Genomic DNA, 26,646 nt, shown 5'->3' with positions numbered 1-26,646 from the left:
TCGACCGGCCTCCTGCGTCGTGTTGAGGATGTTGACGCCCCTGAACAGGGCGGAGGGGCAGCCGTGCGACACGGCGGCCACCTGTCCCGGCTGGGCCTTGCCGCAGTTGAAGGCGCCGCCCAGGACGTACGTCTGCGGGCCGCCGACGGCCGTCATGGAACCCCAGAAGTCAGTGGTCGTCGCCTGGTAGGCGACATCCCGCAGCTGTCCGGTGATCCGCCCGTTCTCGATCCTGAAGAACCGTTGCCCGGTGAACTGGAAGTTGTAGCGCTGCATGTCGATGGACCAGGACCGGTCCCCGACGACGTAGATACCGCGCTCGACGCCCCCGATCAGGTCCTCCGTGGACAGCCCCGCCGGATCCGGCTGGAGCGACACGTTGGCCATGCGCTGCACCGGAACGTGCCCGGGGGAGTCGGCGAAGGCACACCCGTTGGACCGCCCCAGCCCGGTGAGCTTCGCGATCCGCCGGTCGAGCTGGTAGCCGACCAGCGTGCCGTCCTTCACCAGGTCCCAGGACTGCCCCTTGACGCCTTCGTCGTCGTACCCGACGGTCGCCAGTCCGTGCTCGGCGGTGCGGTCGCCGGTGACGTTCATCAGCTCCGAGCCGTACCTCAGCTTGCCGAGCTGGTCGAACGTGGCGAAGGAGGTGCCCGCGTAGGCGGCCTCGTACCCGAGCGCCCGGTCCAGTTCGGTGGCGTGCCCGATGGACTCGTGGATCGTCAGCCACAGGTTGGACGGATCGACGACCAGGTCGTACAGCCCCGGCTCGACGCTCGGCGCCCGCATCTTCTCGGCGAGCAGCTCGGGAATCCGCTCCAGCTCCGCGTCCCAGTCCCAGCCGGTGCCGGTGAGGTACTCCCAGCCGCGCCCGACCGGCGGCGCGATGGTCCGCATCGAGTCGAACTCGCCGCTGGACTCGTCCACCGACACGGCGGTGAGCTGCGGGTGCAGTCGGACCCGCTGCTGTGTGGTCACGGTGCCCGCGGTGTCGGCGTAGAACTTGTTCTCGTGGACGGTGAGCAGCGAGGCGTCGACGTGGTTGATCCCGTCCGCCGCCAGCAGCCGCGCGCTCCAGTCCGCGAGCAGCGCCGGCTTCTCCTCGTCGGGCACGGTGAACGGGTCGATCTCGTACGACGACACCCACGTCTTGTCGGCGTGCACCGGCTCGTCGGCGAGCTCCACCCGCTCGTCCGACCCCGCCGCCCTGATCACCTGCGCGGACAGCTTCGCCATCGCCACGGCCTGCGAGGCCACCTTGGCGGCGGCGTCGAGGGTCAGGTCCACCCCCGACGCGAAGCCCCACGTCCCGCCGTGCACGACCCGCACCGCGTACCCCAGGTCGGTGGTGTCCGACGACCCGGCGGGCTTGGCGTCCCTGAGCCGCCAGGACGCACTGCGCACCCGCTCGAACCGGAAGTCCGCGTGCTCGGCCCCCAGCGCCCGCGCGCGGGCGAGCGCGGCGTCGGCCAGGGCCTGTAGGGGCAGTGCCAGAAACGCTTGGTCGATTTCATGGGGCACGGGTGCGATCCCTTCGAACTGCTCGCCAGTGAGCTCCGTCGCGAGCAGTGAACCACGCAAGTCCCGTGCGGTGCCGACTCAGCCGGCCGCGAGCGCCATGAACGCCGCCCAGGCGCTCCGCGTGACGACGAGGGGGCGGATCTCCTTGTCCTTGGAGTCGCGGATGTGGACCGCCTCGGGGCGCAGGGCGATCTCGACGCAGTTGTCACCCTCGCTGCCGCTGTAGCTGCTCTTGAACCAGCTCAGCTCATCGGTCCTCATAGCGCTCCTCGCATCTGTTCCAGAAGCTTCACGGTAGCCCGGCAATCCAGGGCCTGTGAACGCAGCTTGCCATAGCGTTGGAGCAGGACGCTGACGTCTTTGGCAGCGGAGATCAGAGTGCTCGACCGTTGTCCCTCTGTGTAACCGACCCACTGGTGAGTGGGCGTCTCCGCCAGGTACATCTGACCGTCGATGCCGCAGTGGTCCTCCTGCCTGGTCGGCATGAGCTGGATCTCGACGTTGCGCCGTGTACCCACCTCAAGGAGATGGTCGATGACCTGCCTGGTGACAGCGCCGCCTCCCACGCGCCGCTCCAGGATGCTCTGTTCGATGACAAAGCTGAACGCAGTGTTCTGCAGGGTCGAGATGAGCTGCTGGCGACCCAGTCGAGCTGCTACCTCGCGCTCGATCTGCTCCTCGGCCACTGGAGGTAGCCGTCGGTCGAAGACTGCCCGGATGTAACCCTCCGGCTGCAACAACCCCGGAACCGCCCGGCACTCATACGCGTACAGCGAGATCGCCTCCTCCTCGATCCCCGCCCACTGCCGGAACCACGAGGCCAGCCCCGCCCTCCGCGTCAGACTCCGCGCCGCCGCAGCGAGCACCTTGACCCCGACCGGCCCCAGCACCTCCTCCGCCCGCCCCGGCAGGTCCCCCGGAGGGAACCGCTTCCCCTGTTCGATCTTGGCCACGTACGCGGGGGAGTACTGCACACGCGCCGCGAACTCCTCCTGGGTCAGGCCGGATTCCTCCCGCAGCGCCTTCAGGACCGCGCCGAAGGTCTTGAGGCTGTCGGAGAGTTCTCCGCCGTGGTCTGCCGTCATGGCCGCCGCACCTCCCGTGCTCACATCACGCCGACCTGCTCAACCCGCACAACCCGGCCACCGTCACGAGCGTGCACTGGTACAAGCGCGTCTGTATGGGTTTCGTGCCTGTCGACGGGCCCAGGGGAACCGGAACCTGGGCTTCATGTCAGCACCGCACGCCCAAGAGGCCGTTTCCGTAAGTGTGTTCGCCCAGCGGTTCTCCGCCACCCGGCGCGGAGCGCGTCTCGCTCGCCGGCTGGCGACCCACCGGCTCGATCTGTGGGGCGTGCCCTATGACAGCCCGGCGTCCGAAACCGTGGCCCTCGTCGTCGCCGAGCTCGCCGCCAACGCCGTCCTGCACGGCCGCGTCCCGGGGCGGGACTTCGAACTGCGCCTCCGCTGCGACCGCACCGCCGGCGTCGTACGCGTAGAGGTGGCCGACACCCACCCGGGACGTCCGCAGCCCCCGCAGCCCGGCCAGGACCCCGCGGACGCGGAAGGCGGCAGGGGCCTGCTCCTGGTGGACGCCGTCGCCACGCGCTGGGGTGTGGACGAGCGCAGGGGGCCGGGCAAGACGGTGTGGGCGGAGTGCGCGCTGCCCACGGCTCCGCGTTCAGAGATCCCGCGTTCGAGTGAATGACTGAGAGGGACAGAGCGAGTGTACGTACAATTGCATGAGTGTAGGGACAGTGCCTGCCTCCATGCCAAGGGAGCCCGCCATGAGCGCCATCTCCGTCCGCGAGTTCTCCCACAACCCCAGCGCCGTCTTCGCCCGTGTGGAGAAAGGGGAGACCGTCGAGGTCACCCGGCACGGGAATGTAATCGCGATACTGGTTCCGAGCGGCGGCCCGATGGAGCGGTACGCGCACCTGGTGGCCCAGGGAAGGATCAAGCTCAAGGCCGCGACCGTGGCAGACCTCGCGGACTTCCCCCGGTATGAAGTTGCCGATGACGCTGCGGACCCACTGCAGTCCCTGCTCGCCGAGCGCGAGGAGTACTACCGGTGATCTACATGGACTCCTCGGCTCTGATCACGTTGCTGACCGGGCGGACGAACGCCTCGGCGCTCGAGTCCTTCCTCGTGAACTTTCCGCAGGCGCCCTTGGCCACATGCACCGTCGGCTTCGTGGAAACGGTGCGGCACCTGGACCGCGCGGGAAGCTTCCCGCAAGCCCTGGCGGATCTCGACCAGCGGGTAACGGAAATCCTCCTCAGCCGCGAGCTTCGTGACCTGGCCACCCGCGTCGATCCCGGCCTGCGCGCACTGGACGCCCTCCATGTGGCGAGCGCCCTCTCGGTGGAGCGGGAGCTGGCGGCATTCGTGACGTACGACCGCAGGATGCTCGACGCGGCACGCAAGGAAGGCCTGTCCGCCCACGCGCCCGGAATGGCCGACTGACCCGGCGGCCGACTGTAGAAACCCGACAGTCACCCGCGCGAGCCACTGTCGGTGCCCGCTTCACCGCGCGTGCGGCCGGACCGATAGGTTTTCGGTGAAGCCGCCTGTCATCCAGGTGTTCGGGCGGTGTCTCAGACCGCTATCGAAAGGGTGATCCGTTGAGCCGCTCGGTTCTTGTCACCGGAGGCAACCGGGGCATCGGCCTCGCCATCGCCCGCGCTTTCGCCGACGCCGGCGACAAGGTCGCGATAACGTACCGTTCGGGTGAGCCACCGGCCGGCTTCCTGGCCGTGAAGTGCGACATCACCGACTCCGAGCAGGTGGAGCAGGCCTACAAGGAGATCGAGGACCAGCACGGCCCGGTCGAGGTTCTGATCGCCAACGCCGGCATCACCAGGGACCAGCTGCTGATGCGGATGTCCGAGGAGGACTTCAGCTCGGTCGTCGACACCAACCTCACCGGCACCTTCCGCGTCGTCAAGCGTGCCAACCGCGGCATGCTCCGCGCCAAGAAGGGCCGTGTCGTCCTCATCTCCTCGGTCGTCGGCCTGCTCGGCGCCGCGGGGCAGGCGAACTACGCCGCCTCCAAGGCCGCCATGGTCGGCTTCGCGCGCTCCCTCGCCCGTGAGCTCGGCTCGCGCAACATCACTTTCAACGTCGTCGCGCCCGGCTTCGTGGACACCGACATGACCAAGGCGCTCACCGACGAGCAGCGCTCCAACATCCTGTCGCAGGTGCCGCTCGGCCGTTACGCGCAGCCGGAGGAGGTCGCCGCGACGGTGCGGTTCCTCGCCTCGGACGACGCCTCGTACATCACTGGAGCCGTCATTCCCGTTGACGGCGGACTGGGAATGGGTCACTGATCACCATGAGCGGAATCCTCGACGGCAAGCGCATCCTGATCACCGGTGTGCTGACGGAGGCCTCCATCGCCTTCCACGCCGCGAAGCTGGCCCAGGAGCAGGGCGCCGAGGTCATCCTCACCGCGTTCCCGCGGCCCACGCTGACCGAGCGCATCGCCAAGAAGCTGCCGAAGCCCACCAAGGTCATCGAGCTCGACGTCACCAACGACGAGCACCTGCGTCGGCTGGCCGACGTCGTCGGCGAGGAGCTGGGCGGCCTCGACGGTGTCGTGCACTCCATCGGCTTCGCGCCGCAGGACGCGCTCGGCGGCAACTTCCTCAACACGCCGTTCGAGTCCGTGGCCACCGCCATGCACGTCTCGGCGTTCTCGCTGAAGTCCCTGACCATGGCCTGCCTGCCGCTGATGCAGAACGGCGGCTCGGTCGTCGGCCTCACCTTCGACGCCCAGTACGCCTGGCCGCAGTACGACTGGATGGGCCCGGCCAAGGCCGCCCTGGAGGCGACCAGCCGCTACATGGCGCGCGACCTGGGCAAGCAGAACATCCGTTGCAACCTCGTCTCCGCGGGTCCGCTCGGCTCCATGGCCGCCAAGTCCATCCCGGGCTTCAGCGAGCTGGCGTCCGTGTGGGACAGCCGCGCCCCCCTGGAGTGGGACCTGAAGGACCCGGAGCCGGCCGGCCGCGGCATCGTCGCCCTGCTGAGCGACTGGTTCCCCAAGACCACCGGCGAGATCATCCACGTGGACGGCGGTCTGCACGCCATCGGCGCCTGACCGCTGCCGCTGGGCTCGACCGCGTCCGAGGCCCGCACCCCTTCGGGGGTGCGGGCCTCGGTTGTCGGTGGCTTCGGTGCCGGGCTGTCCGGTGGCCCGGCGGCCCGGTGATACGGGGCGTCGGCGCGGGCGGGGGCGGGGTTGCACGGGTGGGCCGGCCCGGCCATGGACTCGGGCCTGCTCCACCGGTCATCGCTGTCGGCCGTACCAGCAGGTCACGGGCCTGATCGATGCGAGGGGGCGACGAAGGCCGACGCGAGGAACAGTGGGAGCCGGCGTCTCGGGCTGATCCACCGGACGGCCCGCGCGTCACCCGTTCGGCACACCGGCCGGGCGTGGACGTGCGGTGACGGGGACCCTGGAGTACGCGTACACCACGCGATTCCCTCCCCCGTACGGCCGAGGAGGTCCCGTTGTGCGTCTGTCCCGCGGTCTGGCCTCGTTGACCGTAGCCGTCGCCCTCGTGCTGTCCCTGCCGTACGAGGCGATGCCGCACGCGCGCGTGAAGCACGGCGATCCACCGCTCCCGCCGCTGTTCGGGACGGAGTGCCGTACGGCCGTCACCGGCTCCCACGTGGTGGTGTACTGCCACAACCCCTACGTCGCCACCGACCGCGTGCGTCTGCACATCGAGTGCGCCCGATGGTGGGACATCGACACCGACGGCGATCCCGTCGACGTCGGGCCGGCGCTCACCGTCCGGCTGACCGGCCGGTGCTGGAAGGAGGTCCGCTCGGTGTGGATCAGCCACCAGAAGGTGAGCTGAACCGCCCCGGACGGCACATGACGGGATAGCTCGCGGCCTCGGTGGCGGCCGTCTCCGCGTCACCGGCGCGCACGGCGTCCACGAGCCGGGTGTGGTCCATGTGCGTCCCGGGCGTCAGCTCGGCGCCCACGTCCGCACGCAGCCAGTCCCGCAGCACCTCGCCCAGGTCGGCGTACATCGCCGTCATGACGTCGTTGTGCGAGGCCGCCACCACAGCCAGGTGGAACGTCGCGTCCGCCGTGACGAACGCCTCCGCGTCGCCCGACTCCCAGGCCTCCTCGCGCCGTACCAGGAGCGCGTCGAGCTGCTTGAGGTCCTTCTCGGTGCGCCGCTCGGCGGCCAGCCTGGCGGCCGCCGACTCCAGGGCGGAGCGCAGCTCGGCGATGTGCCGCGGGTCGGCGCCGGCGAAGCGGCGGTGCATCACGCCCGCCAGCTCGCTCGTGGCCACGACGTAGGTGCCCGAGCCCTGCCGGATGTCCAGCAGCCCGTTGTGCGCGAGCGCGCGGACGGCCTCGCGGACCGTGTTGCGGGCGACCCCGAGCTGCTCGACCAGTTCCGGCTCCGTCGGGATGCGCGAGCCGACCGGCCACTCGCCGGAGGTGATCTGGTGCCGCAGCTCGGCGATGACCTGCTCGGACAGCGCCGAACGACGCGGATGGCTCAGAGGCATGGCACACCTTCGCATGCGAGGGACGGCGGCCGGGAACCCGGAAGTGGACAACCAATCATCCTATGATTCTATGATGGCCGGCATGGCTAGCGAGGAGACACGCACGGCGACCCGGAACAGCGTCACCGTCGGAGAACCCCGGACGACCGCACCCGCCACGCGCGCGTGGGCGGCGCGGCTCGTCGTCGCCGGCATCGTGCTGTCCGCGCTGAACCTCCGCCCGGCCATCACCAGCCTGGGCGCCCTCCTGAAGGAGGTCCGCGACGGCCTCGGGATGAGCGGCAGCGTCGCCGGACTGCTCACCTCCGTCCCCCCGCTGTGCTTCGCCGTCTTCGGCGCCGCCGCCCCGCGCCTCGCCCGCCGCTTCGGTCCCGCGGCCGTGGTCTGCGCCGGCATGGTCGCCATCGCGGGCGGCCTGCTGATCCGGCCGTACGCCGGGAGCATCGGGGGATTCCTGGCCGGCAGCGCGCTGGCCCTCATGGGGATCGCGGTCAGCAACGTCCTCATGCCGGTCATCGTCAAGCGCTGGTTCCCCGACCGCGTGGGCTCCATGACCGGCCTCTACTCGATGGCCCTCGCCGCCGGCACCTCGGTCGCCGCCGCGGTGACCGTGCCCCTGACCGACGCGCTGGGCGGCGGCTGGCAGTCCGGGCTCGCCGTGTGGGCGGCCCTCGCCGCCGCGGCGATACTGCCCTGGCTGCCGCTGGTACGGGACCCGGGGCCGGCGCCCGCCGACCGGCACCCCGCACGGCAGCCCCTTCAGGAACCGCAGGAACTGCACGAGCAGCAGGCGCCGCAGGAGCGGCCGGAGCCGGCACTGCGGATCACCCGGAGCCGTACGGCCTGGGCGCTGGCCGTCTTCTTCGGGCTCCAGGCCACCGCCGCCTACATCACGATGGGCTGGATGGCGCAGATCTTCCGGGACGCGGGTGTCCCCGCGGGCACGGCCGGACTCCTGCTCGCCCTCACCATGGTGATGGGCGTGCCGCTGGCCTTCGTCATCCCGCGCCTGGCCACCCGGCTGCCCCACCAGGGACCGATCGTGCTGGCGCTCGGCGTCTGCGGCCTCGCCGGGTACGCCGGCCTGTACCTCGCGCCGGCCGCCGGCGCCTGGGCCTGGGCCGTCCTGCTCGGCGTCGCCAACTGCGCCTTCCCGCTGGCCCTGACGATGGTGGGCATGCGGGCCCGGACCGGCGCGGGCGTCGCCCAGCTCTCCGCCTTCGCACAGAGCACCGGCTACCTGATCTCCATCCCCGGGCCGCTCCTGGTCGGCGTGCTCTACCAGAGCAGCGGCGGCTGGGGCCTGCCGATCGCGCTCATGGCCGCGCTGATGCTGCCGCAGATGGCGGTGGGCGTCCTCGCGGGCCGCGACCGGACGGTGGAGGACGAGGCGGCGCGCTGACCCCACCCCGACCGGCCCGGTGGGCGCGGAGGGTGGGAAACTGGCCGCATGCCTGTGCTCGATCCGAACCCCCAGAACGGCCAGAAGAAGATGCTGATCGTCTTCGGCTCGTTCTTCGCCATCTTCATCGTCATCGCGATCATCGCCACCATCGCCTCTCCGTGAGCCCGCCGTGAGCCCGTCCCCTGGGGGATGGTGGGGCCAGCCCCCCCATCCCCTAGGGGGCCAGGGTCAGGGTCAAGTGGGTGGATCGCCGGATGGGGCGGCGGGCGTGGATTCCGTAGCTTCGAGATGTGGCCGCGAGTGGCGGACCACGAACCACTCGGAGACCCGCGGAGGCGAACATGTCGGCCCGTACGCACACCCGGCCACACCCGGCGACCTCGGGCGGCGTCGAAATCCGGCTGCGCTGGTGGGCCCTCGCGCTGCCCGCGCTCGCCTTCCTCTCCCTGCTGGTGCTGATACTCAACCCGGCCAACGCGCAGGCGGCCACCGGCGACCCGGCGCTCACCCACCTTCTCGAACGGGTGCTGCGGCTGGTCACCGGCTAGCGGCGGGGAGTCCGCCATGCGCCTCCCGTCGGTAAATCCGCATGTCAACTCCCTGCGCCCCATGGCCTGTTTCATGCGAAGCTGGGTGCCATGAGCGTCGCAGAACCCCGCAGGATTGTCCTCTTCCGGCATGCGAAAGCCGACTGGCCACAGGTGAACGACCACGAGCGGCCGCTCGCCGAGCGGGGCCGCAAGGACGCCCCAGTCGCCGGCCGCAAGCTGGCCGACTCCGGCATCCACCTCGACCTGGCCCTGTGCTCCACCGCCGTCCGCACCCGCGAGACCTGGAAGCTCGCCGTCCACGAGCTCCCAGAGCGGCCGAAAACCATCTATGAGGAGCGGGTCTACGAGGCCTCACCCGGCGAACTGATCACTCTGTTCAACGAGATCGACGACGAGACACAGAGCGTGATCCTGATCGGTCACAACCCGGGTGTGCACGGGCTCGCCGACATCCTCGCCGCCTCCGCCGAGGGCGACGCCCGCGAGCGGATGAACCGCCGGGGCTTCCCCGCCGCCGCCTTCGCGGTCCTGACCTTCACCGGGTCCTGGAAGAGCCTGGAGCCGGGCACGGCCACGCTGGTCGACTACTGGGCCCCGTCGGAGTGACGGCGACAGGGCCCGCCACCGGGCGGTGGCGGGCCCTCTCCGGCCCGGGTGCGCGGGCCGGGTGCGTGACCCGGCCACGCGGGCCGTCAGCCCTCGTCGTGCGTGTCCGCCGCCTCGACCTCTTCGCGGGTGACCCCCAGCAGATACAGGACGGTGTCCAGGAAGGGCACGTTCACCGCGGCGTGCGCCGCCTCACGGACGACCGGCTTGGCGTTGAAGGCCACACCCAGCCCCGCCGCGTTCAGCATGTCCAGGTCGTTGGCGCCGTCGCCGATCGCCACGGTCTGCGACAGCGGAACACCGGCCTCGGCGGCGAACCGGCGCAGCAGCCGCGCCTTGCCCGCCCGGTCCACGATCTCGCCGGTGACCCGGCCGGTCAGCTTCCCGTCGACGATCTCCAGCGTGTTGGCCTGGGCGAAGTCCAGCCCGAGCCGCTCCTTCAGATCGTCGGTGACCTGCGTGAAACCACCCGAGACCACACCGACCTGGTAGCCGAGCCGCTTCAGCGTCCGGATCAGGGTCCGGGCCCCCGGAGTCAGCCGTACCTCGCCCCGGACCTTCTGCACCACCGAGGCGTCCAGACCCTCCAGCAGGGCCACGCGCGCGTGCAGCGACTGCTCGAAGTCCAGCTCACCGCGCATCGCGGCCGCCGTCACCTCGGCGACCTTGTCCTCGCAGCCGGCGTGCGCGGCGAAGAGTTCGATCACCTCGTCCTGGATCAGCGTGGAGTCCACGTCCATCACCACCAGGCGCTGCGCCCGCCGGTGCAGGCCCGCCGACACGACCGCGACGTCCACGCCGAGCGCCGCCGCGTCCGTCACCAGGGCGGTGCGCAGCGGCTCGGTCTCCACACCGGACACCGCGAACTCCACCGCCGTGACGGGGTACTTGGCGAGCCGGAAGATACGGTCGATGTTGCCGCCGGTCTTGGCGATCCGGGACGCGATCGCGGCGGTCGCCTCGGCGGTGAGGGGATGCCCGAGGACGGTCACCAGGGAGCGCCCGAGACCGCGCGGACGGTTGTCGCCCCGGCCGGAGATGATCTCCGCCTGCATCTTCATCGACTCGGCCCAGCTGTGCACGGTGGCCCGCAGATCGCCCTCCAGCCCGGCGGGCGGGTGCGTCACCAGTGCGCAGAGCACCAGGCGGCCACGAGTGACGACCTGCTCGATGTCGACCACGTCCACGCGGAAGGCGGCAAGCGTGTCGAAGAGGCCGGCCGTGATGCCCGGACTGTCCTTGCCGAAGATCTTGACGAGGAGAGTGGGAACCTCGGGGCTCACTGAGGCGGGGGTCTGCGAAGCGCTCATGGTGTGTCCACCGTATCCGGCACCGAGTGCCTTCCGCCCGCGCGGTCCGTCTAGCGGACAGGGAACAGTGGGTGTCGCTCCGGTTGCGAAACCCCGACGACCCGACCTCGTCCGCGTCACCCGGCGGACGCCGCGCCGCCACGGGGCTTCGCGCCGCGCCCCGTCCCGGCGCTCGCAGCGCCGCCGAGGCCGGCTTCCCTGCGCGGGTCTCACTCCGGGGGTGCCCCGCCGTGTCTCAGCGTCGCCCCTCCTGGTTCCCGGGCGGAGGCGGTGGGGGCGGCGGGGGAGGGCCGTCGTCCCGCGGGCTCGCTGACCGGTCGCGCGAGCGAGGCGCCGGCCTCCGGGGGGAGCGCGGGGGCGGACCGATCGGCCGGGCCACTGTCGGAGCACCGTACACGTCCCCGGGCGCTGGCGGCGCCTCCGGCGCGGGCCCGGCGGTCCGCCCGCCATCCCGGGGCCACGTGGCGTCGTACGGCCCCGAGCCGACGGCAGGGGGCGCGTCACCCGGGGCGGGTGACCCGGCCTCCCGGTCCCGCAGTTCCTCCGGCAGCCGCAGGTACGGGTTCGTAGCGGGGTTCGGCGGGCGGTACGGCGTGCTCGGGGCGTAAGGTCCCGCGTGCTCCGGGTCCCCGTACCCACGCGCCCTCCCCACGTCACCCAGTGCCAACGCGGCCGCTCCCCGCCCCGCGCCCCCGAACGCCCACGCCAGCAGCGCCCCCGCGGCCCCCGCCCCGGCACCCCACGCGGCCCCGAGCAGCAGGGCCGTGCCCAGATGCCCGTGCAGGTCGATCCCGGCGCCGAACGCGTCGAAGCCCAGCACGGACAGCGAGGCGTCCACCGAGACGTCGGCCAGCCAGACCAGCAACGGCAGCGTCAGCGCCGTGGCGAGCCCCAGCCGCAGCGCACACCGCCCCGCGAAACGGACCGCGCCCTGCCCGGCGCTCGGCGCCCCGGCCGCACCCCGTCCGTCCCCGGCGAAACCGACCGCGCCCTGCCCGGCGCTCGGCGCCCCGGCCGCACCCCGTCCGTCCCCGGCGAAACCGACCGCACCCTGCCCGGCGCTCGGCGCCCCGGCCGCACCCCGTCCGTCCCCCGCGGAACCGACCGCACCCCGCCCGCCCCCCGGAGGGGTCCGCACCGCTGTCAGCACCCCGGCAGACAGCATCAACAGCGCCGCCGCCACCCCGAGCAGCCACACCCGCCCGTCCAGTTCGGCGAGTCGGCCCAAGGTCACCGGCCGGCCCGACCCCCCGCCGAGGAACCTGTCCAGCGGGTCGGGCAGGAGCCCCGCCAGTACGCCCGTCGCCTTGCCGTCCCACGGCACGAAGAGGCCGGTCGGCACACCGAGCCACACGCCGTTCGGCGCGCCGAGGAGCGCCGCGCCCACGATCCGTCCCGGACGGTCGTCACCGACCGCCGCGTACGCCGCCGCCGCGAGGCCCGCCGCCACGGCCAGGAGCAGCACGGTCACGAGGGACGAAGCCGCCGGCCGGACCACCCGGTGCACCATCTCCCAGCCGCCCGGCAGCGGAGTGCGGCGCGAGGCGAGCAGCGCGATCAGCAGGGTCCCGGCGGACCAGCCGAGACCGCCGAGCAGGGTGGGCGCGGTGTCCACGGTGAAGCCGACCGCCGCCTTGGCGTGGATCAGGTCGCCGAGCCGGTCGGGCAGCAGCCCGCCGATGTCCCCGAGGTCGCCGACGCCGGGAATCCGCACTCCACCGCCGCCTCCGCCGGCACCGGGCAGTTCGCCCAGCCCGAGCGAACCGCCGTCGATGGTGATGACGTCGTGCCCCGCCCAGGCCAGCCCCCCGAGCATCGCCACGAACAGCGCCACCACCGAGCCCGCACGCGCGAGGAGTTCGGCAGGGGAGACGACAACTCCGGCCGTGCGCAGGGACCGTAGGAAGAGCCACGACAACAGCAGCGCACCGACCAGGCTCACCCCGAGTGGCGTGATCTCGATGGCCGTGTGGGCCTGAGCGCCTTTCAGACCGAACGCGGACACGTCACCGGACGGGGAGACCGAACCACCCGCGCCCAGCGCCACCACCGCCGCCGTCATCGGCCCCAGCGAGCCCGCGGTGTCCGCCCTCAAGAGGTGCAGTCCGAGCGCGGCCGTACCCGCCATCCCGATCAACGCCCAACTCACGGCGGCGATCGCCGACAACAGGATGTCACCCCACGGCAGCCCGCTGCCGCGCCGCGCGGTCCCGACTCCCGTGGCAGTACCCATGGCAGACCCCCCGATCCGCTGCGCGGCCGGCGGCCGCGCATGTCCCCCTCGCGGGGGATTACCACTCTCCGGCCCGATTTCAACCCCGTCAACGGGATGAGTCGAAGCGTCCACGGGCGCCCTTGGCAAGGCCCGACTTTCGGTCAGAGGGCGGAGCCTGGAATAGTTCCCCACGATGTTCGACATCCCTAGACTCCCTGTGTTGGGGGTAATTCGGGGGACAACTCAGTGGGGCGCGGAGTGCGGGAACTCGTACTGGAATCAAACGGACGGACCTGGACGCTCGATGCGTCCAGGACCTACACCCTCGGACGCGATCCGCAGGGGGACATCGTGTTCGACGACGCCAGGGTCTCCTGGCGGCACGCCACGGTCAGCTTCAACGGCCGTAGCTGGGTCATCGAGGACCACGGCAGCACCAACGGCACGTTCGCGCAGGGTCAGCGGATCCCGCAGCAGATGGAGATCGGCCCCGGCTCGGCCGTGTACCTCGGCAACGCCACCGACGGACCGCGCCTGAACCTCTCCGCCGCCGCGGCGGCGGTCGCCCAGCCCCAGCAGCAGCCGTACGCCGCCCAGGGCGCGGGCGCCGGCTGGGCCCAGCAGGCCCCGCCGCAGCAGGCGCCCCAGCCGCAGGCCGCGCGGCCGCAGGCCGGCTGGCAGCAGCCGCAGCAGCCCGCGCCGGTTCCGCAAGCGATCCCCCAGCAGCAGAGCGGCCCGCACGAGGCCTACGCGCAGAAGGTGCCCGGCGGCGACGCGGGGACGCCGCCCGTGCACGGCGACCGCAGCCCGACCACGTTCCACCAGTTCTCCCTCGGCCTCGTGATGCGCATCGGCCGTTCCCTGGAGAACGACCTGGTCGTCTCCGACCTGCAGGTCTCCCGCCACCACGCGGAGTTCCACGCCACGCCCGACGGCCGGTTCGAGATCCGCGACCTCGGCTCGCACAACGGCACGTACGTCAACGGCCAGCCGATCGCCAAGGGCGGCACACAACTGCTCGGCCCGACCGACATCGTCGGCGTCGGCCACTCCACGTTCCGCATCGTCGGTGACCGCCTCGAGGAGTTCGTCGACACCGGTGAGGTCTCCTTCTCCGCACGCCACCTGACCGTCACGGTCGACGGCGGCAAGCAGATCCTGAAGGACGTCTCCTTCGGTGTCCCGGAGAAGTCCCTGATCGCGGTCATCGGCCCGTCCGGCTCCGGCAAGTCCACCCTGCTCAAGGCGCTCACCGGCTACCGGCCCGCCAACCAGGGCGAGGTCCTGTACGACAACCGGAACCTGTACAAGCAGTTCGCCGAGCTGCGCCAGCGCATCGGCCTGGTCCCGCAGGACGACATCCTGCACAAGGAGCTGAGCGTCAAGAAGGCCCTCAAGTACGCGGCGAAGCTGCGCTTCCCGGCCGACACCACGGCCGCCGAGCGCAACGCCCGTATCGAGGAGGTGCTGCGCGAGCTCAAGCTCGACATCCACAAGGACAAGAAGGTCACCTCCCTCTCCGGCGGTCAGCGCAAGCGCGTCTCGGTGGCCCTGGAGCTGCTCACCAAGCCGTCGCTGATCTTCCTGGACGAGCCGACCTCCGGCCTGGACCCGGGCATGGACCGCGACGTCATGCAGCTCCTGCGCGGCCTCGCCGACGACGGCCGTACGGTCCTCGTCGTCACCCACTCGGTGGCCGAGCTGGCGCTGTGCGACAAGCTGCTGGTGATGGCGCCGGGCGGCGCGGTCGCCTACTTCGGGCCGCCCGAGGAAGCGCTGAACTTCTTCGGCTACGACACCTGGGCCGACGTCTTCTCCGCCTTCGAGAACTACCGCGACTACGACTGGGCCGGCCGCTGGAAGGGCTCGCAGCACTACCAGATGTACGCCGCGGACATCGACGCCGTAGCCCCACAGGCCGTACCCATGCCCCCGCCACAGGCGATGAAGCCGCCCAAGCCGCAGGGCTGGGGCTCACAGCTGCTGACCCTGATCCGGCGGTACGTGGCGGTCATCGCCTCCGACAAGGGCTTCCTGGCACTGACGGTGATCCTGCCCGCGGTGCTCGGCGCGGTCAGCCTGCTCATCGACTCGGACAAGGGTCTGCTGGTCAACCCCATCAACCCGAAGACGCACGTGCCCGTCCCGAACGGCACGGCGACCACGGTCCTGCTGATCCTCGCCGTCGGCGCGTGCTTCGCGGGCGCCGCGAACTCCGTGCGTGAGCTGATCAAGGAACGGGTCATCTACGAGCGGGAACGGGCGACCGGCCTGTCCCGCTCGGCGTACCTGATGTCCAAGGTGGTCGTCCTCGGCGCGGTCACCGTGCTGCAGGGCCTGATGGTCGGCCTCATCGGCTTCTCCAGCCGGGAGATCCCCGACCGGGGCCTCGTCCTGGGCGGCTCCACGCTGTTCGAGCTGTGCCTGCCGATCATGGCGCTGGGCTTCACCTCGATGATGGTGGGCCTGGTCATCTCCTCGCTGGTGAAGACCGCGGAGAAGACCATGCCGCTGCTGGTCATGTTCGCGATCATCCAGGTCGTCTTCACCGGCTGCCTGTTCACCCTGAACGGCGCCGTCGGCGTGAACCAGGTCTCGTACCTGATGCCGTCGCGCTGGGCGGTGGCCGCCGCCGGCACCACGCTGGACTTCAACAACATCGCCCCGAACACCGACGACCCGGGCAACACCGACCCGCTCTGGAACCACCAGGCCTCCGTCTGGACCATGGACATGGTCGCGCTGATCGTCCTCGGCGTGATCTGCGGCTTCCTCGTGGCCCGCTTCCTGCGCCGCCACGAGCCCGAGGTCATGCGCAAGTAAGGGAGCCGGTGGAACGACGCAGGGCGGCACCCCGCAACGGGGTGCCGCCCTTCCGCGTGTGTCGAAAGGTCCGCGCCGACCTCAGTACGCGCTGTTGACGTTGTCGATGGAGCCGTACCGGTGGGCCGCGTAGTTGGCCGCGGCGGTGATGTTGGCGACCGGGTCGTAGATGTTCCACGACGTGCCGGCGACGTGGTACGCGGCGAAGGTCGGCGGGATGACCTGGAGCAGGCCCTTCGACGGGATGCCGTTGACGGCGTTGATGTCCCAGTCGTTGATGGCCTGGGGGTTGCCGGAGGACTCCCGCATGATGTTGCGGTGCAGGCCGCTGTAGCTGCCCGGGATGCCCTTGGACCGCATGATGTCCAGGGAGTGCCGGATCCAGCCGTCCAGGTTGTTGGCGTAGCTCTTCGCGGCGGCCGGCTTCACGGCGGTGCGCGTCGTGGACCGGCTCACGGCGGCCGTGGCGGCGTGTGCCTGGGTGGCGTGTGCCTGGGTGGCGCGCTCCTGGGCGGCGCGTTCCTGGGCGGCCTTCTTGACGGCGGCAGCGGCGGCGGCCTTCTTCGTCGCGGCGTCCGCGGCGGCCTTCTGCTTCGCCGCGATGGCCTCGACCTTCACCGTCTCGGTGGCGAGCTGGTCGGTCACGGTGCCCTTGATCTCCGGTATCCGCTGGGAGCCGTAGACCGCCTGGGGCGCGGCCGCGGGGGTACCCGTCGTGACCGTCTGCGCGCTGCTGGGAACCGCCGAGAAGGCGAGGGCGGCGGCACCGAGGGTGGAGACGCCGGCGATCGCGATCTTGTTGTGCTTGGTCAGGGCCGGACGGAGCTGCTTGGTCAGGGCCGGACTGAGACGACGGATGTGAAGGTTCTTGAGCATGGGTGATGGACCTCTTCGAATCGCGCGGAGGTCGCTCTCGTGCCGCGGGAGTCGGTTCCTTCCCGCACGAACGCCGCGGGCTGAAACCCACGGCGCCGAGCGACGGAGGCAATTCTTAGCGGCCGCAAAATGAGCAGGCAAAGGTGTGACGTACGAAGCCACATAGTGGATCAGGGACGGGCAAATCGGGACAGATTGGAGCATCCGTCCCGTTCAGGGAGGACACTCCCTCTCCTATGTCCGTTCGTACGTGATGTGCGCCCTATGTGCGGGCTCACATCGACGTCACAGCGTCTTCACCGGACGTTGCTGACGCAATGCTCTGCGTGAGGGCATTCGCCCCTTCCTGCCCCCGCTCGCCCCTTTCCGCCTCCGCGCCCTACGCCACGGGACCTAGTCCCACCGGCCCGGCCGATGCCGCCGCCGGTCCCATCCGCGCCCCTACGCCCCGCCGGTACCGTGAGGGCATGAGTCAAGGCCCCAGGTCCGGCCTCGCCGCGGTGAGTGCCGCGCTACTGGCCATGAGCAGGCATCTGGAGGTGCGGGACGTCCTCAAGACGATCGTCGCCTCGGCCCGCGAGCTGCTCGACGCGCAGTACGCCGCCCTAGGGGTCCCGGACGACCACGGCGGCTTCGCCCAGTTCGTCGTCGACGGCGTCAGTGACGCCCAGTGGAAGGCCATCGGCCCGCTCCCGCGCCGGCACGGCATCCTCGCCGCGATGCTCGACGAGGCCCGCCCCGTGCGCCTCGCCGACGTGCGCAAGGACACCCGTTTCGAGGGCTGGCCGTCCGCCCACCCCGAGATGTCCGACTTCCTGGGCCTGCCGATCAAGGACGGCGACGAGGTCATCGGTGCCCTCTTCCTGGCCAACAAGGACTGCGCCAAACCGCAGGGAGGCTGCGGCTTCACCGAGGAGGACGCGGAACTGCTCGGCATCCTGGCCCAGCACGCCGCCATCGCCCTCACCAACGCCCGCCTCTACGAACGCAGCCGCGAACTGACCATCGCGGAGGAACGCTCCCGCCTCGCGCACGAGCTGCACGACGCGGTCAGTCAGAAGCTGTTCTCGCTGCGCCTGACCGCACAGGCGGCAGCCGCACTGGTCGACCGCGACCCGGCCCGCGCCAAGGGCGAACTGCAACAGGTGGCGGCGCTGGCCGCCGAAGCCGCCGACGAGCTGCGCGCGGCCGTCGTGGAGTTGAGGCCCGCGGCGCTCGACGAGGACGGGCTGGTCGCCACCCTGCGCACCCAGATACAGGTCCTCGACCGCGCCCACACCGCGCGCGTGGCGTTCGCCGCCCACAGCTTCCGCGCCCTGCCCGCCGCCCAGGAGGAGGCCATGCTGCGGGTCGCCCAGGAAGCCCTGCACAACGCCCTGCGGCACTCCGGCGCCGAGCACGTCGACGTGACCGTGGCCCGGCGCGGCCACGGAGCCGTGCTGCGCGTCACCGACGACGGCCGCGGCTTCGACCCGCAGACCGTCCGCCGAGCGGGCCGCCACCTGGGGCTGGTCTCCATGCGGGACCGGGCGAGCGGGGCCGGCGGCCGACTCACCGTGGAATCGGCGCCCGGCAAGGGCACCACGATCGAGATGGAGGTCCCCGGTGGCTGACGCAATCAGGGTGCTGCTCGTCGACGACCACCAGGTCGTCCGCCGGGGACTGCGCACCTTCCTGGAGGTGCAGGACGACATCGAGGTCGTGGGCGAGGCGGCCGACGGCGCCGAAGGTGTCGCCCGCGCCGAGGAACTGAAGCCGGACATCGTCCTGATGGACGTCAGGATGCCGGGCATGGACGGCATCGACGCCCTGCGCCGGCTCCGAGAGCTCGACAATCCCGCGCGCGTGGTGATCGTCACCAGCTTCACCGAACAGCGCACGGTGGTCCCGGCCCTGCGCGCGGGCGCCGCAGGGTACGTGTACAAGGACGTGGACCCCGACGCCCTCGCCGGCGCCATCCGCTCCGTCCACGCCGGACACGTCCTGCTCCAGCCGGAGGTCGCCGGCGCGCTGTTGTCCCAGGAGGACGCCAACTCGGGCCAGGGCAGGCCCGGTTCGCTGACCGAGCGGGAGCGCGAGGTGCTCGGGCTCATAGCCGACGGCCGCTCCAACCGGGAGATCGCCCGTGCTCTCGTCCTCTCCGAGAAGACCGTCAAGACGCACGTCTCGAACATCCTGATGAAACTCGACCTGGCGGACCGCACACAGGCGGCGTTGTGGGCGGTACGTCATGGTGTGACGGGCTGAGATTCATACCGTCGTGGGAATGTCATCCGGACGGCGCATCCCCCGCCGATCTCCGGCGTTCTCCAGTGCGTGCCGCGGCGAGTGCCGCGGTGACCGCAAGGAGGGGACACAGAAGTGAAGAACCTGAAGAAGGCGGCGGCCGTGACGATGGTGGCCGGTGGACTGATCGCCGCCGGCACCGGAATGGCCTCCGCCACCACCGGCGGCGCGTGGGCGAACGGCGAGGCCGTGCACTCCCCGGGTGTCCTCTCGGGCAACGTCGTCCAGGCCCCGGTGCACGTCCCGGTGAACGCGGTGGGCAACACCGTGAACGTCATCGGCGCCCTGAACCCGGCCTTCGGCAACCTGGGCGTCAACCACTGACCCCCGCCACCCGGAACCCAGGCCTCCCGTGTGCACCGGGGGGCCTGTCGGGTTTTCGGGTCGTGGTCATTGGGGGCGTACGACTGGTGCCGGTCCAGGTGGCCCCAGCCCGTCCGGGGGTGCCCCCTCCGGGGGAGTTTGAGGACGAGGCCGTTCAGGCCGAAGCGGGGACCTGGGGGCGGCAGCCCCCAGCCGGCGTTCACATAATCCCGGTGAAGACAGCGGCCAGCGTCACCGCACCCCCCGCTCCCGCTCCTCCACGACGGAGTTGTACGCCGCGACCTGCGCCCGCCGAGCCGTCCGCTCGACAGGCCGCAACGCCTCCCCCCGAGCCGCCATCTCGGCGGAGCTCACCGCACCGCCGTGCCCGTTGTCGTACGCCAGCGACACCAGCAGCCCCACCCGCTGAGCCAGCTCCAGCACCCGCACCGCCCGCGGCGGATACCCCGGCGCCAGCACCTCCCGCCCTGGCTCGGCACGAGCCCGGTACGCGTCGATCGCCGCCTCCGCCACCGGCCCCGACCCGGCGACGTCCAGCCGCGAGAGCACCTCCGTCGCCTCCCGCAACGCCTCCGCCAGCTCCCGCTCGGCCTCCCCGAGCGACGGCACGTCGGCCGGCGGAGCCTCCCGCACGGGAAGCACATGCCAGACCACCTCGACGTGCACATCCCCGGCGGGACCCGCCTCGTCTGCGAAGCACTGGCGGTAGCCAGACACCTCCGGCACCAGCCCCAGCGAGGCGCCGTGACCGACCACCGCCTCCTCGGCCTCCAGCGCCCGCGCGTTGAACTCCGGCGGCCCGCTCAGCCCCAGCGGGTGTCCCGGCCGGGGCAGCGCGACGCACAGCCCGCTCACCCCGAGCGCCCGCAGCCGCCCCAGCGCGAGCGTGAGACCGACGGGCGCGGACTCGCCCGGCAGCCCCTCCACCCGGTGCACCGCATCGTCGCCGACGATGGCGGCCACCGCGTCGTCCGGAGAGACAAGTCCGCCCAAAAGGGCATTTCCCCAAGCTGCGAGGCGTCCTGAACGTGGTTCCGAGAGCATGCCCCCACCCTAAGGACCGGACCGATGGAATGGGCCGCCGCACTCGTGGCGTAGATTTCATAAGGGCTGCGCCCACCGGCGCGGCGGACCGAGCCACAGGCGTACGCGAGAGCCGAGACCGGCCACACTGCAAGGGGAGACAACGCGCTCATGAGCGATGTTCTGGAGCTTCAGGACGTATCCGTGGTCCGCGAGGGCCGGGCTCTGGTGGACCAGGTCTCCTGGTCGGTCAAGGAGGGCGAGCGCTGGGTCATCCTCGGCCCGAACGGCGCCGGCAAGACCACCCTCCTGAACGTCGCCTCCAGCTACCTCTTCCCCAGCCAGGGCACCGCCACCATCCTCGGCGACACCCTCGGCAAGGTCGACGTCTTCGACCTGCGCCCCCGCATCGGCATGGCCGGCATCGCCATGGCGGAGAAGCTCCCCAAGCGCCAGACCGTCCTGCAGACCGTGCTGACCGCCGCGTACGGCATGACGGCCGGCTGGCAGGAGGAGTACGACGAGATCGACGAGCAGCGTGCCCGCGCCTTCCTCGACCGCCTCGGCATGAGCGACTACCTCGAGCGCCGTTTCGGCACCCTCTCCGAGGGCGAGCGCAAGCGCACCCTGATCGCCCGCGCCCTGATGACCGACCCGGAACTGCTGCTCCTCGACGAGCCCGCCGCCGGCCTCGACCTCGGCGGCCGTGAGGACCTGGTCCGCCGCCTCGGCCGCCTCGCCCGCGACCCGATCGCCCCCTCGATGATCATGGTCACCCACCATGTCGAGGAGATCGCCCCCGGCTTCACCCACGTCCTCATGATCCGTCAGGGCAAGGTCCTCGCCGCGGGCCCGCTGGAGCTCGAACTCACCTCCCGCAACCTCTCCCTCTGCTTCGGACTCCCGCTCGTCGTCGAGCAGGTCGGCGACCGCTGGACCGCGCACGGACTGCCCCTGTCCTGACCCCCTTTGCGCCCTGTGCGCCGCAGACCCGCGGCCCTACCATGACCGTGTGAACGACATCGACGCATGGGTGTGGTGGCTCGTCGGCGCGGCAGCGCTCGGAATCCCGCTCGTGGTCACCGCGATGCCGGAGTTCGGCATGCTCGCGGTGGGAGCCGTGGCGGCCGCGGTCGCGGCCGGCCTGGGCCTCGACGTCGTGGTCCAGGTACTCGCCTTCGTCGTCGTCTCGGTCGCCCTGATCGCCGTCGTACGGCCCATAGCCGCCCGGCACGGCAGCCAGCTCCCCCAACTCGTCACCGGCGTCGACGCGTTGAAGGGCAAGCAGGCCGTCGTACTGGAACGGGTCGACGGCTCCGACGGCCGGATCAAGCTCGCCGGGGAAGTGTGGTCCGCGCGCTCCCTCCACCCCGACCGCGCCTACGAGGTGGGTCAGGAGGTGGACGTCGTGGAGATCGAAGGAGCCACCGCGATCGTCATCTGACCTCGCAGGACTCAACTGGGGTGAACACCTCACGAGTTCCACTACGGTCTGTCAGACTCGACCAGCAAGATCTTCAACAGCCATAAGATCTTCCGAGGCGCCGAGGCGGAGAAGGGTACGGGGAACACGATGGAACCGGTCATCATCGTCCTGATCATTCTGGTGGTGTTGGTCTTCATCGCCCTGATCAAGACCATCCAGGTCATCCCACAGGCCAGCGCCGCCATCGTGGAGCGCTTCGGCCGCTACACGCGGACACTGAACGCGGGCCTGAACATCGTCGTCCCGTTCATCGACACCATCCGCAACCGCATCGACCTGCGCGAACAGGTCGTGCCGTTCCCGCCCCAGCCGGTGATCACCCAGGACAACCTGGTCGTCAACATCGACACCGTCATCTACTACCAGGTGACCGACGCCCGGGCCGCGACCTACGAGGTCGCCAGCTACATCCAGGCCATCGAGCAGCTCACCGTCACCACGCTGCGCAACATCATCGGCGGCATGGACCTGGAGCGGACCCTGACGTCCCGCGAGGAGATCAACGCGGCCCTGCGCGGCGTCCTCGACGAGGCCACCGGCAAGTGGGGCATCCGCGTCAACCGCGTGGAGCTCAAGGCCATCGAACCGCCCACCTCCATCCAGGACTCGATGGAGAAGCAGATGCGCGCCGACCGTGACAAGCGCGCCGCGATCCTCACCGCCGAAGGTACGCGCCAGGCCGCCATCCTCACCGCCGAGGGCGAGAAGCAGTCCCAGATCCTGCGCGCCGAGGGTGAGGCCAAGGCCGCGGCCCTGCGCGCCGAGGGCGAGGCGCAGGCCGTCCGTACGGTCTTCGAGGCGATCCATGCCGGAGACCCGGACCAGAAGCTCCTCTCCTACCAGTACCTCCAGATGCTCCCGAAGATCGCCGAAGGCGACGCCAACAAGCTCTGGATCGTCCCCAGCGAAATCGGCGACGCCCTGAAGGGACTGTCCGGCGCGATGGGCAACTTCGGCCCCCTGTCGGGCGGCTCCGGCGGCAACGGCGGCGGCAACGGCAACGCGTCCGGTAGCGTCCCGGACCAGCGCCGCGAGAAGCCGTCGATCGACTGACTCCGGTCATGTGACGGGGCCCGCCTTCACCAGGAAGGCGGGCCCCCGTCACCTACCGCCGCGGCGGCCTACGCAGCCGACGCGCTGGGCGCCAGCCACTCGGCCAGCGCCCCCAAGTCCTCCTGCCCCAGGGCCAACAGCATCGCGTCGGCCGGTGTCGGCTCGAACGGCTGCCGGAGCAGGGTCATGCCCGCCTCCTCCGGCGTCCGGTTGGCCTTGCGGTGATTGTCCTCCGCGCACGCGGCGACCGTGTTCAGCCACGTGTCCTGCCCACCCTGCGCCCGCGGCACCACGTGGTCCACGGTCGTCGCCCGCCGGCCGCAGTACGCGCAGCGGTGCCGGTCCCGGACCAGCACGCCCCGCCTCGACCACGGGGCTTGTCTTCGGAACGGCACCCGTACGTACCTGCACAGCCGGATCACCCGGGGCGCGGGTATGTCCACATCGGCGCCGCGCATACGCAGTTCGGGGTGGGCCTGCTCGACGACGGCCTTGGCCGTCAGAACCAGCACGACGGCCCGGTTCAACGTCACCGTCGACAGCGGCTCGAAGCTCGCGTTCAGCACCAGCGTGTCACGCATCCAGCCCACCTCCCATGTGCACCGGCCCACCCCCCGGCGGGCTTGGATCAACTCTGGACGGGCGCGCCGAGATGGACAACGCAATAAAAACTGCCCGCCTCTGATCAATTCCAAGACCAGAGGCGGGCAAACGTTCCATGAACGCTGAGCTCGATCAGCCCTTTCCGGGGATCTCGTACTCACCGATGAGCTGAGCCCGCGCGATCGTGTGGAAACGCAGGTTGAAACCGACGGCCGCCGGCGAGGTGTCGGAATCCGGGCCGAGCTTCTCCTGGTCCACCGCGTACACGGTGAAGACGTACCGGTGCGGTCCGTCGCCGGGTGGCGGCGCGGCACCGCCGAAGTCCTTCGTCCCGTAGTCGTTCCGCGCGTGCACGGCACCCTCGGGCAGCCCCTCGAACTTGCCACCGCCCGCCCCGGCAGGCAGCTCGGTGACGGAGGCCGGGATGTCGAACAGCACCCAGTGCCAGAACCCGCTGCCCGTGGGAGCGTCCGGGTCGTAGCAGGTCACGGCGAAGCTCTTGGTCTCCGGCGGAAAACCCTCCCACCGCAGCTGCGGCGAGGTGTTGCCGACCGCGTGTACCTGAGCGTCCTTGAGGGTCGCCCCCTCCTGGACGTCCTCACTCGTGACCGTGAACGAGGGCACGGGCGGGTGGAAGTCGTGGGGGAGCGGCCGCCTCTTGAGCTCGGTCACCTCGGTACCTCCTGAACGGTTCTGAAGTCAGTGCACTCCGAGCTTAGGCCCTGTCGTTTGGATCAGGCTGGTTGAGATCGACGGTGCCTTCTGACCGGCCCGAGCGGGGACGATGGGGGAGCGTGTAGCTGCAAGGTGGGGGAGTGCGTGCCAGGGCCCGCGACGCCGGGATGATCCACACGACAGGGCCTAAGCCCCCACGGGGCGTACGTGCCGCCCGAGGCCGTCCGTGGGCTCACCCGACCAGTCCGCGTTCCCAGGCCCAGGCGGCGATCTCCACCCGGTTACGGGCGGCCGGCCCGCCGCGCGGCCCGGGTCAGCCCGATGACGGCACTGTCGGCGGACGGCTGAGACACCGCCACATCGCGGCAGCCCCGGCCGACCGGCCGGGGCTGTCCAGTCGCTCTAGAACCAGTTGCGCTTGCTGCCCACCTCGGACAGCCACTGGTTGAGGTAGGCCGCCCAGTCGGTCCCCTGGTAGTCGTGCAGCCCCACCTGGAACGACCGGAAGGTGTCGCTGCCCTCGCTGAACAGCCCCGCCTTCTTGTCCATCTCCAGCACCACGTCCATGGCGTGCTCGTCGGCCACGAAGCTCAGCTCGACCTGGTTCAGACCGCGGTACTGCGACGGCGGGTAGAACTCGATCTCCTGGTAGAAGGGCAGCCGCTGACGCGTACCCCGGATGTGACCGCGCTCCATGTCCGCGCTCTTGAAGCGGAAGCCGAGCTGGATGAACCCGTCCAGGATCGCCTTCTGCGCCGGCAGCGGGTGCACGTTGATGGGGTCGAGGTCACCGGAGTCCACGGCCCGCGCGATCTCCAGCTCGGTCTTCACCCCGATGTGCATCCCGCGCAGCGCCTGCCCGTCGATCATCGTGACCGGCGTCTCCCAAGGGATCTCCAGCCCGAACGGCACCGCGTGCACGGCACCGGCCTGCAGCTCGAAGGCCCCGCCGAGCCGGAGCTTGGTGAACTCGATGTTCTGCTTGTATTCCTCGTCGCCGCTCTCCACCTCGACCTGCGCCTGCAGGCCGACGGCCAGACCCTCGATGTTCTGGTTGACGGACCCGCCCTGGATCCGCACCTCACCCTGGACGACGCCACCGGGCACCACGTTGACCTCGGCCAGCACCGTCTCGACCGAAGCCCCGCCGGCCCCCAGGCTCGCGAGCAGCTTCTTGAACGCCATTGACTCTCCCTTTGGATACGGATCCTTGATCCCTAGAAACGCGATCCACGTACGACCGGTTCCGCGCCCACACCCTGACAAGCGGACGGATCCTTGACCAGTCCTTGGAATCCACCCGTCTGGACTACGCTCGTACGCCATGATCGCGCCCTCGGACCGTACGCCCCTGCCCAGGAAGTTCTTCGACCGGCCCGTGCTCGAGGTCGCGCCCGACCTGCTGGGCCGAGTCCTCGTCCGCACGACCCCGGAGGGCACGATCGCGGTGCGCCTGACGGAGGTCGAGGCGTACGACGGCATGAACGACCCCGGCTCCCACGCCTACCGTGGGCGCACGCCCCGCAACGAGGTGATGTTCGGCCCTCCCGGACACGTATACGTGTACTTCACCTACGGCATGTGGTTCTGCATGAACCTGGTGTGCGGCCCCGAGGGCATCGCGAGCGCGGTCCTGCTGCGCGCCGGCGAGATCGTCGAGGGGGAGGAGCTCGCCCGTAAACGTCGACTCTCGGCCCGCAACGACAAGGAACTGGCCAAGGGGCCGGCCCGCCTCGCCACGGCCCTGGGCGTCGACCGGGCCCTCGACGGAACGGACGCCTGCGCCACCGGCGAGACGCCCCTGCGCATCCTGACCGGAACCCCCGTCCCCTCCGACCAGGTGCGGAACGGTCCGCGCACCGGGGTCGCGGGCGAGGGTGGCAACGGGGACGTCCATCCCTGGCGCTTCTGGATCGACGGCGACCCGACGGTCAGCCCCTACCGGGCCCATGTGCCACGGCGCCGCCGAAGTTGACTCAGGCGGGCGAGGTGCGTAATGTGGCCCGAGCCGCTGAACCGGGTACGGCAATCGCCAGCAGCCGGAGCGGCCAACCCACTACCTACGACTCCCTCTCTGCAGGGACGTTTTCGGCGTGCCCGCATGCCCGAATTCGAAGCTGCGGAACTCGATTATGAGTTCGCGAGGGAATCGGCTAACGTAGTGAATGTCGAAAGGCCGACGAGCGAAAGCGAGAAGGCCTGCGGCAAGCCCGCCGACCGGGAATCGGAGCCGAAAGGATCTGATAAAGTCGGAAGCGCCGGAAAGGGAAACCGCGAGAGCGGGAAACCTGGAAAGCACCGAGGAAATCGGATCGAGAAAAGATCTGATAGAGTCGGAAACGCAAGACCGA

Annotated in this window: 30 protein-coding genes; 19 read left to right on the top strand and 11 right to left on the bottom strand. The window is 70.7% G+C overall.

Annotated features, from left to right (window positions below):
* From ACFY0F_RS36240 to ACFY0F_RS36230, 3 genes are all read right to left on the bottom strand, one after another.
* Nucleotides 1–1,521, bottom strand: a 1,521-nt coding sequence (locus ACFY0F_RS36240; RefSeq protein ID WP_388804399.1) for a TldD/PmbA family protein, incomplete at its 3' end; no start/stop codon positions are given.
* A 78-nt stretch (nucleotides 1,522–1,599) separates the two neighbouring features.
* Complete coding sequence (locus ACFY0F_RS36235) at nucleotides 1,600–1,782, bottom strand: DUF397 domain-containing protein (RefSeq protein ID WP_388804396.1); 183 nt, start codon at nucleotides 1,780–1,782, stop codon at nucleotides 1,600–1,602.
* Entirely contained in the window at nucleotides 1,779–2,606 is an 828-nt protein-coding gene (locus tag ACFY0F_RS36230; protein ID WP_388804393.1) for a Scr1 family TA system antitoxin-like transcriptional regulator, read from the bottom strand. Before ACFY0F_RS36230 ends, ACFY0F_RS36235 begins: the two co-directional genes overlap by 4 nt.
* A gap of 145 nt (nucleotides 2,607–2,751) precedes the next feature.
* Here ACFY0F_RS36230 and ACFY0F_RS36225 point away from each other — a divergent pair, with 145 nt between their 5' ends.
* The 6 genes from ACFY0F_RS36225 to ACFY0F_RS36200 all read left to right on the top strand — a co-directional run bounded on the left by ACFY0F_RS36225 (nucleotide 2,752) and on the right by ACFY0F_RS36200 (nucleotide 6,389).
* Nucleotides 2,752–3,228, top strand: a complete 477-nt coding sequence (locus ACFY0F_RS36225) for an ATP-binding protein (RefSeq protein WP_388804390.1) — start codon at nucleotides 2,752–2,754, stop codon at nucleotides 3,226–3,228.
* A 79-nt stretch (nucleotides 3,229–3,307) separates the two neighbouring features.
* Nucleotides 3,308–3,595, top strand: a complete 288-nt coding sequence (locus tag ACFY0F_RS36220; RefSeq protein ID WP_388804387.1) for a type II toxin-antitoxin system Phd/YefM family antitoxin — start codon at nucleotides 3,308–3,310, stop codon at nucleotides 3,593–3,595.
* Nucleotides 3,596–3,600: 5 nt separating this feature from the next.
* Nucleotides 3,601–3,987 (top strand): type II toxin-antitoxin system VapC family toxin, encoded by a 387-nt coding sequence (locus tag ACFY0F_RS36215; protein ID WP_388804592.1) that lies wholly within the window; start codon nucleotides 3,601–3,603, stop codon nucleotides 3,985–3,987.
* 158 nt (nucleotides 3,988–4,145) lie between these two features.
* Entirely contained in the window at nucleotides 4,146–4,850 is a 705-nt protein-coding gene (fabG, locus tag ACFY0F_RS36210) for a 3-oxoacyl-[acyl-carrier-protein] reductase (RefSeq protein WP_388804384.1), read from the top strand.
* Between the two features lie 5 nt (nucleotides 4,851–4,855).
* Nucleotides 4,856–5,623: an enoyl-ACP reductase FabI gene (gene fabI / locus ACFY0F_RS36205; RefSeq protein ID WP_388804381.1), complete on the top strand. Its 768-nt coding sequence runs from the start codon at nucleotides 4,856–4,858 to the stop codon at nucleotides 5,621–5,623.
* A gap of 415 nt (nucleotides 5,624–6,038) precedes the next feature.
* Nucleotides 6,039–6,389 (top strand): hypothetical protein, encoded by a 351-nt coding sequence (locus tag ACFY0F_RS36200; RefSeq protein ID WP_388804379.1) that lies wholly within the window; start codon nucleotides 6,039–6,041, stop codon nucleotides 6,387–6,389.
* Here ACFY0F_RS36200 and ACFY0F_RS36195 read toward each other — a convergent pair.
* Nucleotides 6,367–7,059, bottom strand: a complete 693-nt coding sequence (locus ACFY0F_RS36195; protein WP_388804376.1) for a FadR/GntR family transcriptional regulator — start codon at nucleotides 7,057–7,059, stop codon at nucleotides 6,367–6,369. The genes ACFY0F_RS36200 and ACFY0F_RS36195 overlap by 23 nt on opposite strands.
* Nucleotides 7,060–7,129: 70 nt before the next feature.
* On the opposite strand from ACFY0F_RS36195, the gene ACFY0F_RS36190 reads away from it, so the two are divergent.
* The 4 genes from ACFY0F_RS36190 to ACFY0F_RS36175 all read left to right on the top strand — a co-directional run bounded on the left by ACFY0F_RS36190 (nucleotide 7,130) and on the right by ACFY0F_RS36175 (nucleotide 9,621).
* A complete protein-coding gene (locus ACFY0F_RS36190; protein ID WP_388804373.1) occupies nucleotides 7,130–8,461 on the top strand; it encodes a CynX/NimT family MFS transporter in 1,332 nt (443 codons plus the stop codon).
* A 48-nt stretch (nucleotides 8,462–8,509) separates the two neighbouring features.
* Complete coding sequence (locus ACFY0F_RS36185; protein ID WP_356059113.1) at nucleotides 8,510–8,626, top strand: SGM_5486 family transporter-associated protein; 117 nt, start codon at nucleotides 8,510–8,512, stop codon at nucleotides 8,624–8,626.
* A 179-nt stretch (nucleotides 8,627–8,805) separates the two neighbouring features.
* Nucleotides 8,806–9,012, top strand: coding sequence for a hypothetical protein (locus ACFY0F_RS36180; RefSeq protein WP_388804370.1), 207 nt, complete (start codon nucleotides 8,806–8,808; stop codon nucleotides 9,010–9,012).
* A 90-nt stretch (nucleotides 9,013–9,102) separates the two neighbouring features.
* Nucleotides 9,103–9,621 (top strand): SixA phosphatase family protein, encoded by a 519-nt coding sequence (locus ACFY0F_RS36175; protein ID WP_388804367.1) that lies wholly within the window; start codon nucleotides 9,103–9,105, stop codon nucleotides 9,619–9,621.
* 86 nt (nucleotides 9,622–9,707) lie between these two features.
* Here the strand turns inward: ACFY0F_RS36175 and serB are convergent, their stop codons facing one another.
* Together serB and ACFY0F_RS36165 are read right to left on the bottom strand one after the other, a co-directional pair.
* Nucleotides 9,708–10,931, bottom strand: a complete 1,224-nt coding sequence (serB, locus tag ACFY0F_RS36170) for a phosphoserine phosphatase SerB (RefSeq protein ID WP_388804364.1) — start codon at nucleotides 10,929–10,931, stop codon at nucleotides 9,708–9,710.
* Between the two features lie 235 nt (nucleotides 10,932–11,166).
* Nucleotides 11,167–13,164 carry a streptophobe family protein gene (locus tag ACFY0F_RS36165; RefSeq protein ID WP_388804362.1) on the bottom strand — a complete coding sequence of 666 codons (1,998 nt, stop codon included), beginning with the start codon at nucleotides 13,162–13,164 and terminating at the stop codon, nucleotides 11,167–11,169.
* 240 nt (nucleotides 13,165–13,404) lie between these two features.
* Here ACFY0F_RS36165 and ACFY0F_RS36160 point away from each other — a divergent pair, with 240 nt between their 5' ends.
* Nucleotides 13,405–15,969, top strand: a complete 2,565-nt coding sequence (locus ACFY0F_RS36160; RefSeq protein WP_388804589.1) for an FHA domain-containing protein — start codon at nucleotides 13,405–13,407, stop codon at nucleotides 15,967–15,969.
* Nucleotides 15,970–16,050: 81 nt separating this feature from the next.
* Here ACFY0F_RS36160 and ACFY0F_RS36155 read toward each other — a convergent pair whose 3' ends face one another.
* Entirely contained in the window at nucleotides 16,051–16,845 is a 795-nt protein-coding gene (locus tag ACFY0F_RS36155; RefSeq protein ID WP_388804359.1) for a transglycosylase SLT domain-containing protein, read from the bottom strand.
* A gap of 467 nt (nucleotides 16,846–17,312) precedes the next feature.
* Between ACFY0F_RS36155 and ACFY0F_RS36150 the strand changes: the two genes are divergently transcribed.
* From ACFY0F_RS36150 to chpE, 3 genes are all read left to right on the top strand, one after another.
* Entirely contained in the window at nucleotides 17,313–18,458 is a 1,146-nt protein-coding gene (locus ACFY0F_RS36150) for a GAF domain-containing sensor histidine kinase (RefSeq protein WP_388804356.1), read from the top strand.
* Entirely contained in the window at nucleotides 18,451–19,092 is a 642-nt protein-coding gene (locus ACFY0F_RS36145) for a response regulator (protein ID WP_388804353.1), read from the top strand. The genes ACFY0F_RS36150 and ACFY0F_RS36145 overlap by 8 nt, the downstream gene beginning before the upstream one ends.
* Before the next feature lie 114 nt (nucleotides 19,093–19,206).
* Nucleotides 19,207–19,455, top strand: a complete 249-nt coding sequence (gene chpE / locus ACFY0F_RS36140) for a chaplin ChpE (RefSeq protein ID WP_388804350.1) — start codon at nucleotides 19,207–19,209, stop codon at nucleotides 19,453–19,455.
* A gap of 231 nt (nucleotides 19,456–19,686) precedes the next feature.
* On the opposite strand, the gene ACFY0F_RS36135 is transcribed toward chpE, so the two are convergent.
* Nucleotides 19,687–20,499, bottom strand: a complete 813-nt coding sequence (locus ACFY0F_RS36135) for a hypothetical protein (protein ID WP_388804347.1) — start codon at nucleotides 20,497–20,499, stop codon at nucleotides 19,687–19,689.
* A 150-nt stretch (nucleotides 20,500–20,649) separates the two neighbouring features.
* Between ACFY0F_RS36135 and ACFY0F_RS36130 the strand changes: the two genes are divergently transcribed.
* The 3 genes from ACFY0F_RS36130 (at nucleotide 20,650) to ACFY0F_RS36120 (ending at nucleotide 23,017) form a co-directional block, all read left to right on the top strand.
* Nucleotides 20,650–21,441 carry an ABC transporter ATP-binding protein gene (locus ACFY0F_RS36130; RefSeq protein WP_388804345.1) on the top strand — a complete coding sequence of 264 codons (792 nt, stop codon included), beginning with the start codon at nucleotides 20,650–20,652 and terminating at the stop codon, nucleotides 21,439–21,441.
* A 49-nt stretch (nucleotides 21,442–21,490) separates the two neighbouring features.
* A complete protein-coding gene (locus ACFY0F_RS36125) occupies nucleotides 21,491–21,922 on the top strand; it encodes an NfeD family protein (RefSeq protein WP_388804342.1) in 432 nt (143 codons plus the stop codon).
* 129 nt (nucleotides 21,923–22,051) lie between these two features.
* Nucleotides 22,052–23,017: an SPFH domain-containing protein gene (locus ACFY0F_RS36120; protein ID WP_388804340.1), complete on the top strand. Its 966-nt coding sequence runs from the start codon at nucleotides 22,052–22,054 to the stop codon at nucleotides 23,015–23,017.
* A 68-nt stretch (nucleotides 23,018–23,085) separates the two neighbouring features.
* On the opposite strand, the gene ACFY0F_RS36115 is transcribed toward ACFY0F_RS36120, so the two are convergent.
* The 3 genes from ACFY0F_RS36115 to ACFY0F_RS36105 form a co-directional block, all read right to left on the bottom strand.
* The gene (locus tag ACFY0F_RS36115; RefSeq protein ID WP_388804338.1) at nucleotides 23,086–23,598 is read right to left on the bottom strand and encodes an HNH endonuclease; all 513 of its coding nucleotides are present in this window, start codon (nucleotides 23,596–23,598) and stop codon (nucleotides 23,086–23,088) included.
* 154 nt (nucleotides 23,599–23,752) lie between these two features.
* Complete coding sequence (locus tag ACFY0F_RS36110; protein ID WP_388804335.1) at nucleotides 23,753–24,292, bottom strand: YbhB/YbcL family Raf kinase inhibitor-like protein; 540 nt, start codon at nucleotides 24,290–24,292, stop codon at nucleotides 23,753–23,755.
* 405 nt (nucleotides 24,293–24,697) lie between these two features.
* Nucleotides 24,698–25,480, bottom strand: a complete 783-nt coding sequence (locus ACFY0F_RS36105; protein WP_388804332.1) for a sporulation protein — start codon at nucleotides 25,478–25,480, stop codon at nucleotides 24,698–24,700.
* A 139-nt stretch (nucleotides 25,481–25,619) separates the two neighbouring features.
* On the opposite strand from ACFY0F_RS36105, the gene ACFY0F_RS36100 reads away from it, so the two are divergent.
* Entirely contained in the window at nucleotides 25,620–26,270 is a 651-nt protein-coding gene (locus ACFY0F_RS36100) for a DNA-3-methyladenine glycosylase (RefSeq protein WP_388804329.1), read from the top strand.
* 126 nt (nucleotides 26,271–26,396) lie between these two features.
* Nucleotides 26,397–26,646, top strand: a 250-nt coding sequence (locus tag ACFY0F_RS36095; protein ID WP_388804327.1) for a hypothetical protein, incomplete at its 3' end; no start/stop codon positions are given.

Origin of the sequence: Streptomyces sp. NPDC001544, from assembly GCF_042894285.1 — a bacterium.
Taxonomy (GTDB): domain Bacteria; phylum Actinomycetota; class Actinomycetes; order Streptomycetales; family Streptomycetaceae; genus Streptomyces.
Note: the sequence above shows the minus strand (reverse complement) of the source record. Positions and strands in the feature narration are given on the sequence as shown.